The sequence below is a fragment of the Pseudanabaena sp. PCC 6802 genome (genome assembly GCF_000332175.1).
Classification (GTDB): domain Bacteria; phylum Cyanobacteriota; class Cyanobacteriia; order Pseudanabaenales; family Pseudanabaenaceae; genus PCC-6802.
In genome coordinates this window covers 140,933-154,692 of sequence record NZ_KB235910.1, presented here as the reverse complement: position 1 = coordinate 154,692, position 13,760 = coordinate 140,933, and the positions used below count along the sequence as shown (strand labels likewise).

At 46.4% G+C, this 13,760-nt stretch carries 11 protein-coding genes; 5 read left to right on the top strand and 6 right to left on the bottom strand.

Annotated elements, in window-relative coordinates; translation table 11 throughout:
* Nucleotides 1-85: 85 nt before the first annotated feature.
* Together PSE6802_RS0100695 and PSE6802_RS0100690 are read left to right on the top strand one after the other, a co-directional pair.
* Nucleotides 86-796 carry a hypothetical protein gene (locus tag PSE6802_RS0100695; protein ID WP_019498153.1) on the top strand — a complete coding sequence of 237 codons (711 nt, stop codon included), beginning with the start codon at nt 86-88 and terminating at the stop codon, nt 794-796.
* Nucleotides 797-883: 87 nt separating this feature from the next.
* The gene (locus PSE6802_RS0100690; protein WP_019498152.1) at nt 884-1,531 is read left to right on the top strand and encodes a class I SAM-dependent methyltransferase; all 648 of its coding nucleotides are present in this window, start codon (nt 884-886) and stop codon (nt 1,529-1,531) included.
* 15 nt (nt 1,532-1,546) lie between these two features.
* Here the strand turns inward: PSE6802_RS0100690 and PSE6802_RS0100685 are convergent, their stop codons facing one another.
* The gene (locus tag PSE6802_RS0100685) at nt 1,547-3,757 is read right to left on the bottom strand and encodes a cation:proton antiporter (protein WP_019498151.1); all 2,211 of its coding nucleotides are present in this window, start codon (nt 3,755-3,757) and stop codon (nt 1,547-1,549) included.
* A 226-nt stretch (nt 3,758-3,983) separates the two neighbouring features.
* On the opposite strand from PSE6802_RS0100685, the gene rbsK reads away from it, so the two are divergent.
* Both rbsK and PSE6802_RS0100675 read left to right on the top strand, forming a co-directional pair.
* Complete coding sequence (rbsK, locus tag PSE6802_RS0100680) at nt 3,984-4,931, top strand: ribokinase (RefSeq protein ID WP_019498150.1); 948 nt, start codon at nt 3,984-3,986, stop codon at nt 4,929-4,931.
* Nucleotides 4,932-5,234: 303 nt separating this feature from the next.
* Entirely contained in the window at nt 5,235-6,581 is a 1,347-nt protein-coding gene (locus PSE6802_RS0100675; RefSeq protein ID WP_026102966.1) for a Fic family protein, read from the top strand.
* Between the two features lie 46 nt (nt 6,582-6,627).
* Here PSE6802_RS0100675 and PSE6802_RS0100670 read toward each other — a convergent pair whose 3' ends face one another.
* The 4 genes from PSE6802_RS0100670 to lysS form a co-directional block, all read right to left on the bottom strand.
* Nucleotides 6,628-8,193 carry a bifunctional aminoglycoside phosphotransferase/ATP-binding protein gene (locus PSE6802_RS0100670; protein ID WP_019498148.1) on the bottom strand — a complete coding sequence of 522 codons (1,566 nt, stop codon included), beginning with the start codon at nt 8,191-8,193 and terminating at the stop codon, nt 6,628-6,630.
* A gap of 139 nt (nt 8,194-8,332) precedes the next feature.
* On the bottom strand, nt 8,333-8,962 hold the full coding sequence (locus PSE6802_RS0100665; protein WP_019498147.1) for a class I SAM-dependent methyltransferase: 630 nt from the start codon (nt 8,960-8,962) through the stop codon (nt 8,333-8,335).
* 11 nt (nt 8,963-8,973) lie between these two features.
* Nucleotides 8,974-9,570: a Uma2 family endonuclease gene (locus tag PSE6802_RS0100660; RefSeq protein WP_019498146.1), complete on the bottom strand. Its 597-nt coding sequence runs from the start codon at nt 9,568-9,570 to the stop codon at nt 8,974-8,976.
* Between the two features lie 58 nt (nt 9,571-9,628).
* Nucleotides 9,629-11,206: a lysine--tRNA ligase gene (gene lysS / locus PSE6802_RS0100655; RefSeq protein WP_019498145.1), complete on the bottom strand. Its 1,578-nt coding sequence runs from the start codon at nt 11,204-11,206 to the stop codon at nt 9,629-9,631.
* 157 nt (nt 11,207-11,363) lie between these two features.
* Here lysS and PSE6802_RS0100650 point away from each other — a divergent pair, with 157 nt between their 5' ends.
* A complete protein-coding gene (locus tag PSE6802_RS0100650) occupies nt 11,364-11,789 on the top strand; it encodes a hypothetical protein (protein WP_162139182.1) in 426 nt (141 codons plus the stop codon).
* A 146-nt stretch (nt 11,790-11,935) separates the two neighbouring features.
* Here the strand turns inward: PSE6802_RS0100650 and PSE6802_RS0100645 are convergent, their stop codons facing one another.
* Nucleotides 11,936-13,546 (bottom strand): mechanosensitive ion channel, encoded by a 1,611-nt coding sequence (locus tag PSE6802_RS0100645; protein WP_019498143.1) that lies wholly within the window; start codon nt 13,544-13,546, stop codon nt 11,936-11,938.
* Nucleotides 13,547-13,760 lie beyond the last annotated feature (214 nt).

The window sequence follows — 13,760 nt, the reverse complement described above, 5'->3', positions numbered from 1 at the left end:
TCTCAACCAGGAGTTAGAGTGACTGCTCAATGCGATCGAACAGAGAATGGTAAAAAATTAGGATACCTGCTAGATTCCATACGATATGTCTCAACACATCATTACCGAACTAACGGATGGACAAAAGGAGATACTTGCTGTCTATAGAGTAAAGTGGCAAAACATCGCAGTATCTACAAAATTACTTGATAAGGAAAAAGTTATAGAGATAATTGAAGCAGCTTATGCTGAAAGTAGTTACCCTAAACCTGAGATCTTATTTTACAGTAGTCCTCAGGAAGCTGTTAGGCATGTACTTTCTGTCAAGGAGTTTAAAACGTATCTTGGGCGCAGCATTAATACCAAGTTTCTTAAAAGAGTCTTACACCATAGCTACTTTATAGTAAAGCAGCAGCTTGATAAAAATCTATTTATTAATTTACAAAATCAAATTCAGTTTCCTATATCTCCACATTATCCCACCGAGCAACAACCGCAAATATCTGTCTTTCCAGACTTCTATACTGCTCTGAGTTGTCTTGAGAACAAATTAATTGACGATCTGGGTTCGTCCGAGAAGAATATTATTGATATTTCATACTGCATGAATTCTCTCGCAATGCCAGTAAGTTGGGCAACTTGGGTCTGTATGTCCGACTTTTGTATCTCGGTTCTTGCTGTTCGTCACGATCGGAAGAAATGGAAAGTCATCCAAGACCTTATTCAATCTTGCGATTTTATATTTCAATTTGAGAAGGTTTGTCTAGTATGTAATAATCTCTACAAATTTGGGGATGTTACCCAGACAAAAGAATGATTACAATATGCGGATTTAAATCATCTGGTAATCCCGGAAATTATTAAGTATTATTAAGGAAGACATTAACATTTGTGCTTCTTAAACATGCTCTTATCACCCGAACAACGCGCTAAGCTCGACCAAACTAACGATCTCCTCTTCTACGATTATCCTCGATTTGTCACCCATGTTGACGATGGGTTTATCCAGCAACTCACGGATTTGTATCGCGATCGCCTGAAGCCCCAAACGCGCATTCTGGACTTGATGAGTAGCTGGGTATCCCATTTGCCGGATGAAATGGAATTCGCGCACGTGGAGGGGCACGGTTTAAATGCGGAAGAATTAGCTCGCAATCCGCGTCTCGATCGCTATTTTGTCCAGAATCTGAATGAGAATTTGCAACTGCCATTCAGCGATCGCGAATTTGATGCGGTCTTAATTGCGGTATCGGTGCAATACCTCCAGTATCCCGAAGCTATTTTTGCTGAGATCCATCGCATTCTCAAACCTGGTGGTGTAGTGATTATCAGCTTCTCCAATCGCATGTTTTATCAGAAGGCGATTCAGGCGTGGCGCGATGGTTCGGAGGCGAGTCGCTTGCATCTGGTGGGACGCTATTTGCAAGCAGTACCGGGGTTTGGCAAGCCCGAAGCGATCGTAAACCAGACTCAATCCTATAACTTATTATCATTTTTAGGGATGGGTGGTAGCGACCCATTTTATGCAGTGCTTGCCTATAGAGAAGATTAGGTGATTTGGCAATCTTTAAGCGATCTGCAAAATCCCAACTAGATGGGAAGGTGCCAGCTTATATTTACGGGTAACCAGCAATGCTGACTGACACCGCGTTGCCAGTCGATCGGTATATTTCCCAAAGGTGCGGCGCTCTAAACCCCATTCGCGACTTACACCTGCGATCGTCAGATCTACAGAACTGCTTGCTTCTACCACCGCATCGATCTCCTTATCCGCAACCAGAGAAATCTTAATGCGATCGCTGACCTGAGATGGAAGTAGCTCTAAGGTTTGTGTAAAACTGCGGCCTGGTGGAACTGACGGCTGGCTATCCTTGCTAACGCGCAGAATGTGTAAGTTTGACTCGGGGTGATTTAGTAACAGGCGAATAGCTATCTCTAATGCTAAGAAATCGTGAATGCTGCCTGCATAGGGAACCAGTAAGTTATTGAAGATTGGCTCGAAGCGATCGCCATTGCCATCTTTTTGGCGCGATTCAAAGAAAATACTGGTATCAGTCGTGGCGGTATTCAAGATTTGCCCTACGGCACCACCCAAGCGATTGTTCGTGAATATGGGATGGTGCCATCCCAAAATAATCAGGTTAGCGCGTTCGGTTTCAGCAATTTGCGTAGTTGTGCGAGCGATATCACCACAGACGCGCACGATCGGATGGATAAATTCTCTTGCTGCGGCTGGCTCCAGGTTTGTCAGCGATTCTTGCAGGTGATTGCGTCGCTTTTCTATAGCTATCTCTGCGGCTTCCGGCAGACTCTCATAGAGATACTCCACTTCTAGCTGCAAAAGACTGAGTGGAAAGACAGACACGTACTGTTTCTCTCCATTATCCTTAAAAGTTATGGGAACTTGTCCGTAGGCGATCGCTAAAGCCAGTTTGACCAATCCCTGCTGCGTACTGGGATTGGCGACAGGAACCAAAACGGTATATGCGGGCGCAGATTGACTGATATCTGTAGAGAGTTCTGCATGGGGGGCAGCCACGGTCAGAGGTTCAACTTTACTGGGTTTCTTCTGATAAATTGCCTCTATTAAGGGCGAAGTCATAAAGGTGGTCACTAAGGCCATAATCACCAGCATCGTAAATAGTAGTGGCGATATCACGTTCAAGTCCAAACCAATATTCAACACAATTAGTTCGGTGAGGCCGCGCGTATTCATCAACCAGCCCAGGGCTGAAGCATCCTGCTTATTAATCCCGCTAAAAGTCGCCGCCACATAGGTGCCCACGTATTTCCCCGCGATCGCCACAGCGACTACTAATCCACAGAGCAGCCACAATTCCGGGCGGTTCAGCAGACCGATTTGAGTGCGCAAACCACTGTAGGCAAAGAATACAGGCAGCATGAAGATCAGGATAAATTCCTCCAGCCTGATTGCGATTTCCTTTGTGAATCCAGCATCCTTGGGCATAATTACACCCACCAGAAACGCTCCAAAAATCAGGTGAATGCCAATTAATTCGGTAATCAGAGCAGATGCTAGCACCCCTGAGAACAGCATCGCTAAAACAAACTGATTCAGTCGCTTGGTGCGATCGTAGTATTTGGCGAGGCGTTGCATAAACTTTGCCCCTACGGTCAGCATCAAAATGATGTACAGCGCTGCCAATAAAACGGTTGGGATCGCATCTACCATTCTGTTCGTTTTAGCAACGGCGATCGCCACTGCCAGCAGACACCAGGCCGTAACATCGTCAACCGCCGCGCAAGTTAGCGCTAGGCTCCCAATCCGCGTATTTTGGAGATTCTTCTCAGTGATAATTCTGGCGAGTACGGGGAAAGCAGTAATTGACATTGCCGAACCCAAGAATAGGGCAAAGGCAGTAAAGGAGACGCTCCCATTGGAAAGCTGTGGATAAAGCAGTAGTGCCGCCAGCGTGCCCAACGAAAAAGGCACTACAATGCTGACATGGGAAGTCAAAATTGCGACGTTTAACTGTCCCTTGAGATACTTAGGATTCAGTTCCAATCCAATCAGGAACATAAAAAAGATTAACCCCACTTCCGCCAATACCTCTAAAAATGGAATTGCAGTGGGGGGAAATAACCACCCTGCCACATCGGGAGCCACTAGTCCTAATAAAGAAGGCCCCAGCATAATTCCTGCCACAATTTCGCCAATTACCAAGGGTTGCTTGATGTAGCGGAATGCCAACCCTACCAGGCGTGACAGACCGATCACGACTAGAACTTCAATTAACACTAAAATGGCTATTTTCATCGATCTTTCATGCTGCCCGATCGGACGTATCGTCCTCAACACTTTAGCCTAGATGTCGTGACAACGGTAGTGCGCCCGATTACTACGAACGAAGTCGATCCTTATATGTAGCCGTAGGCAGATATTTTAGTACAGAGGATGTGGGGGGCAGCCCCCACGCAGGGGTTTCACCCCTTCCCAACTCGGTTGGCTGCAGCTATACTTAATTACCTTTGCTTAAAAAACTATGTCTGTAATTGTTTTGGGTAGTATCAATACTGACTTCGTCGTGAAAGTGAACCGTCTCCCGATCGCAGGCGAGACGATCGATGGCTACGATCTCCTGACTGCAGCAGGTGGTAAAGGTGCAAATCAGGCGGTAGCGGCGGCGCGCCTAGGCGCTCAAACACATATGGTGGGGCGTGTGGGGCGCGATCGCTTTGGTCCTGAGTTATGCGACGGCCTCCAATCTCAAGGCGTGCAGATCGCACATGTATCGGTAGACGAGCGATCTCCATCGGGTACAGCCATGATTATGGTCGATCGCCTTGGAGAGAATCAAATTGCGATTGTGGCAGGAGCAAATGGCAATGTGGGTCAGTCTGATGTGGAGAACATGATTGAGTTACTACCCTACGCTAAGGTTTTACTGATGCAGTTAGAGATCCCCCTGAATACGGTGGAACTGGCAGGACGGCTAGCTCGTGCCAACGACATACCAGTAATTCTCGATCCTGCACCCGCACCTACTGACATCCCCGCATGGCTTTTTGCTTGTATCGACATAATTACCCCCAACGAAATCGAGGCGAGTCAACTGTTACGCTTTCCAGTGCACGATCGCGAAACCGCCATCGAAGCCGCCTTAGCTCTGGTGCAGATGGGTGCGGGGACGGCGATCGTGAAACTGGGCGGGCAAGGTGCCGTATGCGCTACCGCCGATGAAACTTTCTTTATGCCAGCCTTCCCAATCCGACCTGTAGATATGGTGGCGGCAGGCGATGCGTTTAATGGGGCAATGGCAGCCGCGATCGCGGCTGGTTTAACTCTCAAACAAGCCCTAGTCTGGGGTGCGGCGGCAGGAGCGCTCTGCGCGACCAAATCGGGCGCTCAAGCGGCTATGCCTACTCTAGATGAGCTAACGAGTTTTTTAGAGCAGCATCGCCATATTGTGCCAGAAAATCTCTCCCCGTAAGGTTTTCGTTGAGACCCTACATGTAGGGGCAGGTTTGGCCAGAGCGTTATTGCTAAAAATCAACAACATTTAGCCAAACCTGCCCTTATATAGCCGTATGCAGATCTGTTAGGACAGGGTGTGTGGGGGCTGCGCCCCCACGCAGGGGTAGAACCCCTGCACCCCGTCCTAAGCCTGTTGGCTATAGCTATATCAATGGATTTTTTACTCCTGTCCATAGCGAAAACGCAAAATTAAGAAATTACGTTTATCTACCTTTAGGATCGCATAAACTAAAAACAGATATAAGTTCAAATAACCTCTATGGGAAGAGTTAGAGTGCCCGCACCTCTTGAAAAACTAATGCAAGAGGTTAAACCTGAGAAATTCTTGCGGTTGCTTGGGAAATACAAAGCAACTGATGCCCAAGGAAGATATTTGCACTGGAACGATTTTAAATGGAGGGTTGAATCAGGGGACGACGAGTTGGCGGCATGGGGGGCTACTAAACTGGCGCGAAGATCGATCGCTAAGGAATTACCATTATTACAAGCCGAAGGCGATCGCTGCTTTAGTTATTGCGTACCTGAATCTTTGTTGGCAAAACTACATGCGATCGATAAGCTGACAGGTGGCAGTCGAGAGATCGGAGCTAGTGTTCCAGTATCTTCCTACGAAAGAAGTCATTATCTTATTAAAAACCCGATCCAGGAAGAAGCCATTACTTCATCTCAGCTTGAGGGTGCTTCCACAACTCGTGAAGTTGCAAAGGAAATGCTGGAAAAGAATCTCACCCCAAAAGATAAGTCTCAGCAGATGATTCTCAATAATTATTTATTGATGCAAAAAGCGGTTGAGAGTCAAGATGAGGAATTATCTCTCGAATTTATATTAGAACTGCATAGAATTGCCACGCACAAGGCCATCGAGAATCAGGCAAGACCAGGCGAATTGAGAAACGAGAATAATATTTTTATTGCGGATGCCTACGGCGAGAACGCTTTCCATCCACCTGACTGGCAAACCCTAAGAGAGAGACTGACCAACCTGTGCGATTTCGCAAATAGCGATCGCAGTCAGAGCGACAATTTCATCCATCCAATTATCAAGGCGATCGTCCTGCATTTTGCGATCGCATATATCCATCCTTTCGGTGATGGCAATGGCAGAACCGCTAGAGCTATTTTCTATTGGAGCATTCTCAGATCGGGTTACTGGCTGTTTGAATATGTTTCTATTAGCAAATTCATCCAGGAAAAACGTGGAGAGTACGATCGAGCTTTCATCTACACGGAAACTGACGATTTCGATCTTACCTATTTTCTCTACAATCAAACCGATACCATAGAAAAAGCTGTGAAATCCTTGTATGAATACATGGATAGAAAAAGACGGGAATTCTATGAATTTATGGAGTGGATAGATCGAAGCCCTGTGGCGAAAACATTAAAACGAGGGCATTTAGAAATATTAAAAGCAGCACTAAGAGCGCCTGGCAGAGAATTTACTGCCAGACAAGTAGCGATCGATTTTGGCGTAACCGAAAATACTGCACGTAGTTATCTAAATAAGTTAGTCGAAAAAGACTTGTTAGTGCAGGCTAAACCTAAAAGCGGCAAAACAGTCCTCTATCTCGCTCCAGCTAACTTAAAAACAAGACTACAAATCTGACCTTTCTCTAAATTAAGGGCGAACGGTGTTCGCCCTTACACAAAATTCAGGCGTGGTTAGATTTTGGAGAATTGATATTACTCGCCAAACTGACAAAATCTACAGTATTAGTAGTATCCAATTGCATTAAATTTACCGACTCCATCGCTGTAAATGTCTCAAATTGTTGCACTTGGCTATCCACCAGATCGGCAGTGGCATCTGCGACATCACCAACGCGATCGCTCAGCCGTTGCTTCAGTAATGTCATATCGGCATGGCAATAGAGAATCTGCCAGGGTATGCCCTGCGCTTCTGCTCGCTCGATAATATCGGCTCGCAGGTTGATGCGATCGTACTTGGCATCCAGAATAACGTTAAAGCCTTTACTAGCAAGCATCATCCCGATTTCTGCCAGTCTAGCGTAGGTTTTAGCCGTCATCTCCGGTGTATAGAGCGCATCATCGCCGCGCTGCATCAAATCTATCCCTGCCAGGTGTTTGCGAATCGCATCGGAACGGATATGAAGTGCTTCTAAACGCGCCGCTAGACCTCGGGCAGTCGTGCTTTTCCCCGAACCAGACAGCCCCGACACGATCGTAATTTTGCCCTGCGTAGATTGCGTATATTGCCACGCCAGTTTGTAGTAGGCGGCTGCTTCTGCTTGCGCTTGCTCTTTAACTGGCTGCGGGATGCCAGGATCGTCCAACAAAAATGAGGTGACCTTGGCACGGATATAAGCACGCATGCTGCTATAGAGCGGCAAAAGGGGTACTCCATCGTAGTCGCCAGTTTGTTCGAGGTATGTATTGAGGAAGACGTTAGCCAGATCGCGGCGATCGCGATACTGTAAATCCATCAACAAAAAGGCCGCATCGTAGAGGGTATCGCTATTGCGAAATGGTTCGTTAAACTCAATACAGTCAAAGATTTGCACCTTCCTTTGATAAAGGCAAATATTCTTTAAATGCACGTCGCCATGGCATTCTTTCACCTTGCCTTGGGCAACGCGATCGGCAAATAGATCGGCATAGTCTGAGAAAAATTTGTCGCTGAATGCTTTGGTTTGGTCAAACTGCGCCTGGGTCTGCGCCAATCCAATATATTTCACCGTGTGTTGGTAATTATCGTCGGCAACGGCTTTAACAGCTTCCCTGGTACCAAAACTGGCGATATGCTCGTTTGTGTCCGCAGTGGCATGGAATTTGGCTAGCTGTTTGGCAATATCCTCCACATGGGCGGGAGTTAGCTCGCCGCGATCGAAGACATTAATCAGCAAATCCGATTGAGGAAACTGGCGCATCTGGATGCAATATTCCACAGCGGGTTCTTTCTCTGTGGAAAACGTAAATTTGCCATTTTGCTCGACAATGGGCAAGACCTGCAAATACAATTCGGGCGCGAGGCGACGATTTAGTCTAATTTCTTCTTGGCAGAAAAAGAGACGTTTTTCCAGCGTCGAAAAATCCAGAAAGCCAAAATTCATTGGCTTTTTCACCTTGTAGGCATATTCTCCCGTTAGTAACACGAACGATATATGCGTTTGGATTAGTTCGATCTCCTGCGTGACTGCATGGGGATAAAAGTCAGGAGATAGCATTTGCTGAATTAAAGGCGGCAAATTTGCAGTCATAACTGTGCGTTACTCGATTTTGTTACTACAAGTGCATCTAGTTTAGCGTTTGAGGGGTGCGCGGCGCGATCGCTTTTTCGCCGCAGACTTCAACTACAAAACCCCACGCGAGACACGTCATTGCCGATCGCAATATTCCTTACGAGCGTTTAATCGACTGTACGACCTGAAGGCTATCACCTGCGTATAGGTGGACGCTGCGCGCGGATAATCCAACCTCATTCAGGAGGGCGTTAAGATCGGTTTTGAGCAATTGCCATGCCGTTTCGGTCTCAAACAGCCAGAGGAATAAGGCTAGAGGCGGCCAAAACAGCCAGTTAGAAGGAGTGTGAAAGTCGATCGCGCAGAAACATCCACCTGGTTTGAGGACGCGCTGCACTTCTTGCAAAATTTGCCGAAGCTGTTCTGGCTGCATCTCGTGCAGAGCCGTACTGGTGACTACTAGATCGAATTGCCCGTTGGAGAATGGCATTTTTTCCGCAAAGGCAACTACATATTCGGCTTGAGGAACATTGTTTTGGGCACGAGCGATCGCAAATGGAGAAGCATCCAGACCAATGACGTGCTGGGAATATTGCACGAGAATCTCGGTTGCCTGACCGCTGCCACAACACATATCCAAAACTGTCATTTCAGGAGCGATCTTCAAGTCCCGCAAAAATAGGCGACGGAACCTGGCATTACCGCCTACACTCAAGGCTGCCAGTGCCGATACCGTATCGTACAACCACTGATAGCGATAGCTCCATTCTCTTAGTATGGTTGCCATGTCCTTCCCTGTTATTTCTTCGCATTGCGAAAAGTATTCGCCGCTTCCAGGCGAGAGGTTTTTGCCATCAAAACACATCGAGTTAGTAACTCTATATCCAGGTTTGCTAATTCAGGAATTTCGCTGCTGGTAATTTGCTTGTAACCGTCCTCATACAGGTGATACAGAGTAAATACGCCATCTTGCCACAACCAAACTTCGGGAGTCTTGAGAATTCGATATCGTTCTAATTTGCGAGGGCTACCACTGGTAAATATAACTTCAACCGCTAAATCAGGGGTAGACTTGGCAGTACCAAAACAATAAGATTCATCAGGTTCAACCGAAACCTCCCCTTCAAGTTCTTGGGTCGTAGATCCCATTGGTATATACTCTATGTTATTTTCCAGACAAAACAACTCCAGCAACATCCCAATGACGGTTTTAAAGAATTCATGGGCGAGTCCAGGCATAAAAATTTCGATAGTATTGTTGTCATAAAATAGCCGTACTCTTTTGGATTCGGCAAAACCAGCTTGGATCAGCTTAAACTGTTGCCAAGTAATATCGGAACATATGAGATGTCGATCGCGATCGGCTGCTGTAGGATTAGGTAGAGTTTGAACCATATGACACCTCGTTGACTGGGTAATTAGGTAAATAGAAACGATTCCAAGTTCGTGAATCTCAGGCGATCGCGGCAGAATTCAATCCTCCTACTTCCTGTAAGCGAGCAATTACAAAGGGTTTATCTAAATAGGAAAGCAAGCTACCCGCTTTGGGACCGCGCTCTTTACCGAGAAAAGACAGATAGACAGAAGCAAAGGCATCTTTTTGGGGAATTCCGACTTCCTTTGATGTGGCAAATAAGATGGTTTGCAGTGCCTCACCGTCCCATGCTTCAGATACTTCCAGATTTTCTTTTAGTTTTGCCAGATAGGTAAATTGAGTTGGCGTAACTTCACTGATGCGCTCAGGCAGGGTATCTAGATATAAAACTAGCTTCTCTTCCTCGTCGGCATAGTCCTGGAGCCATTTCTGGGCAACGGTTATGCGCTCTCGAATTACTTGCCAGTCGCGATCGCTCAGCGGAGCCGCACTGCGCTTTTCCACCTCTGCTTCGATATCCAAATGTGGGATTTGCAGCAGCGAAATCAAAGTACTGAAATCGAACACCTGATAGGGCAGAATCCGATCGCCAACTTGCGAATATTCTAGTGGAGTGAACTCGTCAGTTTCTGTCCCAGCTTGAGATTTAAACTTCTCTACTAAGGTATCATAATCGCGGAATAGTCTCGTAATTGTTTCATAGTTAGGGACAAAATCAATTACGGTCTTGGGCTGCGTGCGCAGCATCAAATAGCGTAATAGTTCCGGTGGGAGGAAATCTGCCACCTCCTTAGCGCTAGAGCCTACTCCCTTAGAGGAACTCATCTTCGAGCCTCCCACTAAGATAAATTCGTAGGGAGAATGGAATGGAGGTTGCTTCTTCAAGACTTTGCGGCAAATTGAGTTGGCGACATCGCGCGATCCGCCTTTTTGCGAGTGATCTTTGCCTGCCATTTCAATGGTTACGCCGAGCAGATCCCATTTTGCCACCCACTCTACTTTCCAGGGCAACTTACCGTTACCGTCGAAGGGCGATACCCAGCCAGAGTGACCGCATCCCTCCACATAGGTCATGGCTTTGGGTTCGCAGGTATAGAACACTTCCTTGCCGTTATAGTCGGTGACTACAGTGGTAGCGATTTTGCCGCAGTTTTCGCAAATCGGGTTGAAAGGATACCAATTTTCGGGACGCTTGGCTTTGCTGATTTCTAGATAGGACTCCCGCACGAGATGGGCATTTTGCAAAAACAGATCGATATAACGATTTAACTGTCCCGAGCGATAGAGATCCCGCAAGTAGTAGATCTCAGGGCGCACGCCCAGATGCTCGAATACTTCTAAAAACTCGCCCATGAAGTATTTGGCATAGTCGGAAGCGCGATCGCCAGGTGAGGGGACATTGCAAAGAGGGTAGCCTAAATAGGGGGAAAACTTAGTTTTATCCAGGTAGCCGGGCACCGTGTCCAATGCATCGTAATCATCGACACCATAGATAAACTTAACTGGTTTATTTGCGTGTTTGAGGGCTTTGTAGATAACGTCATGAATGACTACGCCGCGCAGCGAACCGACGTGAACCCGACCGGATGGGGTTTTAGAGTCATTGACAACCTGGTATTCTTGAATTTCCGACGCTATTTTATCAGCCCAAAACATATCTAAAAATCTAACTTCAGTGTCTAAGTCTTAATTACATACTTCTTCTAGCATATTCATAAATTGTTGTTTTACCACCAGGAGTAAAAATAAAAATGCGGAGCATAAACACTGTTATCGTGGATCAGCACTAACTTAATAACTGTCTCGAAATTTTTTGATGTTGTCCTGGTTTACATATCGTAGATTATCGATCGCGATCGCTGCTTTTATTACCTTTTCTTTCTATGGGTGCGGCGAGAGCCGTATTGCTCAGTGCCATAAGCTGAATAAAGTTGCTAATAAGACCAAAAATATAACTCCGCCTAAAAATGCTAAGGAGTTCGAGCGCATCGCCGATGACATAGCAAACCTCAGTGAGGAAATGCAAGCTCTAAAACTGGAAGATCCTAAGCTTCAAGATTTCAGATCGCGGCTGGCTAGCGTATATTCAGAATCTGCTCAAGCCGCTAGGGAAATCGGCAAAGCCTCCAGCGCGAACAAGCAATCCGAACTCGATCGGATTACCAAGGAGACGAAAGCAAACGGCGATCGCGAAGGTAAGCTGATTGGTGAAATCAACCAATACTGTGCCGCACCATAAAAATGCCCTGAGAAACTGAATTTAGGGCATTTCTTTAAATATAGCTATAGTCAACAGACTTAGGACGGGGTGCAGGGGTTTCACCCCTGCGTGGGGGCGCAGCCCCCACACCCCCTGTCCTAACAGATCTGTCTATGGCTATAGCTTTAGTCATTTCGCTTTAGCGATGCTAACCATTCGCGAATTTGCTCGGCTGCGATATCGCGACCGCCAAGACCAAAGGCGATCGCAATGGCTACGGCGATCGCGCCCAACAATAATCCAAATGCGAGTTGAACGATATTGGTAGCGATGCCCATTTGCTGTAAACCTAAGGCTCCAGAAAAGGCAATAATCGATATCCGTGCCGTATGCCCTAAAATGCGAGACTGGCGCGTACCGGCAGCATTAACCAGATTGAAGGCCAGGTTGGCTAGATACAAACCGATCGCAAATACGATCAGACCGCCTAAAATTTGCCCCGAGGTATCGATGATGCCGCGTAGTAAGGATGTTAATGCTGGAATCCCCAGAATATTGGTGGCAGTAATCGCAGCAAATAGCATGATGCCAATAAATGCTACAATCCCAACTATTTCAGACGGTGTCTGCTGGATGGTCGAACCTTCAGATTCAGGAGTCGAGTCAGTGGTCTGAGCGGTTCCGGTAAGCTGTGGGAAACCCAACGCTGGTAAAACGTTATTAAACCCAAGGCCAGTCAGAATATTGGCGATCGTTCGATCGATAAACCGTCCTGCAAAATAGGCAATTACCAACACAACCCCAGCCATGAAAATTTGTGGCAAGGTTCTGAGGGCTTGACCCAACATATCTGATGCTGGGGCGGAAACTGCCCTAAGTTCCAAAGCTTCCAGGGCAGAAATAGCTACAGGAATAAGAATGAGGACGTAAGCAATGGTGCCAATTACACTAGAAGGGGCTGATGAGCCAGCAGTTTGAGACAATCCGAACCTGCTGCCAAGGCTATCTATACCTGATGCTGATAGTAAATTGGTCACCAGGCGACGTACCACTACAGCAATTAGCCAACCGATGCCACCAACTGCGATCGCCTGAATAATCTTTGGTATAGCCTTGAGAAACTGATCGGTTAAGTTATTCAAGGGTGCGAGTGTTTGCCGCAGTTCCAAAGCTTCTAGAATTAGCGGCAAAAACAACAAAAAGATCAGCCAGTACAGAACACTGGCAAGGGTTTCACTCAAATTAGTCCGAGCATTATTTGTCGTGCCAAATTGTTCGTTTAAGCGTTCTTCTAATTGCAGCGATCTTAAAGAACGAATTAGTAACGATTTACTTACCGTCGCCAATATCCAGGCAATCCCTAGCAAGAGAATTGCCCCACCTAGTTTGGGTAGGAAGGTGAGAATCTGCTCTAGAAATCGATTGATTGGAGTCGCAACCGCTGACAAGCCCAGAATCTGCAAAAAGGCGACGAGGACAAAGACCATCACCACCCAAAAGACAAATGATGCCGCCCATTTCTCGACTGGTAATGGTCGAGCGTTAGGGTCACCACCAGAAACCCATCCAGCAATTTGGTTATCGGCACTGGTACGCTTCAACAAGTTGCTGGTAATGCTGCTAGCGATCAAAGCAAATATCCAACCAACAACTAGTGTTATTACTGCCAGGATAATAGTCAGAACTGGATTATTAGGACTGAGACCAAATTGACTGAGAAAATCTGGAGGAGGTGTAGCTTGTGCTACCAGGATTGGGAGATTTTTTTGTGCCTGGATATCTGGCAAAATCGACATAGACCAGAATACCCGTGCCGCACTCTGCAAAGTTTCACTCATATTACTGCCTTTAATTATCGACTTGAGGGGCAGTTACTAAATAATTTTGAGAAAAAACAAAGCAATTGCCCCTAACCGATACTACAACGAATAATTGAGATAAATTGTCTCAAATTATCTCAAATTGTCTAGATTTGTCTTAAATTGTCTTAACCAAAAGTGCTGCTCGGGT

What these genes read in the sequence shown, in the direction of transcription:
- PSE6802_RS0100685 (WP_019498151.1), bottom strand. Translation starts at nt 3,757, where the DNA reads ATGAAAATAGCCATTTTAGTGTTAATTGAAGTTCTAGTCGTGATCGGT.
- PSE6802_RS0100665 (WP_019498147.1), bottom strand. Translation starts at nt 8,962, where the DNA reads ATGGCAACCATACTAAGAGAATGGAGCTATCGCTATCAGTGGTTGTAC.
- lysS (WP_019498145.1), bottom strand. Translation starts at nt 11,206, where the DNA reads ATGTTTTGGGCTGATAAAATAGCGTCGGAAATTCAAGAATACCAGGTT.
- PSE6802_RS0100675 (WP_026102966.1), top strand. Translation starts at nt 5,235, where the DNA reads ATGGGAAGAGTTAGAGTGCCCGCACCTCTTGAAAAACTAATGCAAGAG.
- rbsK (WP_019498150.1), top strand. Translation starts at nt 3,984, where the DNA reads ATGTCTGTAATTGTTTTGGGTAGTATCAATACTGACTTCGTCGTGAAA.
- PSE6802_RS0100670 (WP_019498148.1), bottom strand. Translation starts at nt 8,193, where the DNA reads ATGACTGCAAATTTGCCGCCTTTAATTCAGCAAATGCTATCTCCTGAC.
- PSE6802_RS0100695 (WP_019498153.1), top strand. Translation starts at nt 86, where the DNA reads ATGTCTCAACACATCATTACCGAACTAACGGATGGACAAAAGGAGATA.
- PSE6802_RS0100660 (WP_019498146.1), bottom strand. Translation starts at nt 9,570, where the DNA reads ATGGTTCAAACTCTACCTAATCCTACAGCAGCCGATCGCGATCGACAT.
- PSE6802_RS0100690 (WP_019498152.1), top strand. Translation starts at nt 884, where the DNA reads ATGCTCTTATCACCCGAACAACGCGCTAAGCTCGACCAAACTAACGAT.
- PSE6802_RS0100645 (WP_019498143.1), bottom strand. Translation starts at nt 13,546, where the DNA reads ATGTCGATTTTGCCAGATATCCAGGCACAAAAAAATCTCCCAATCCTG.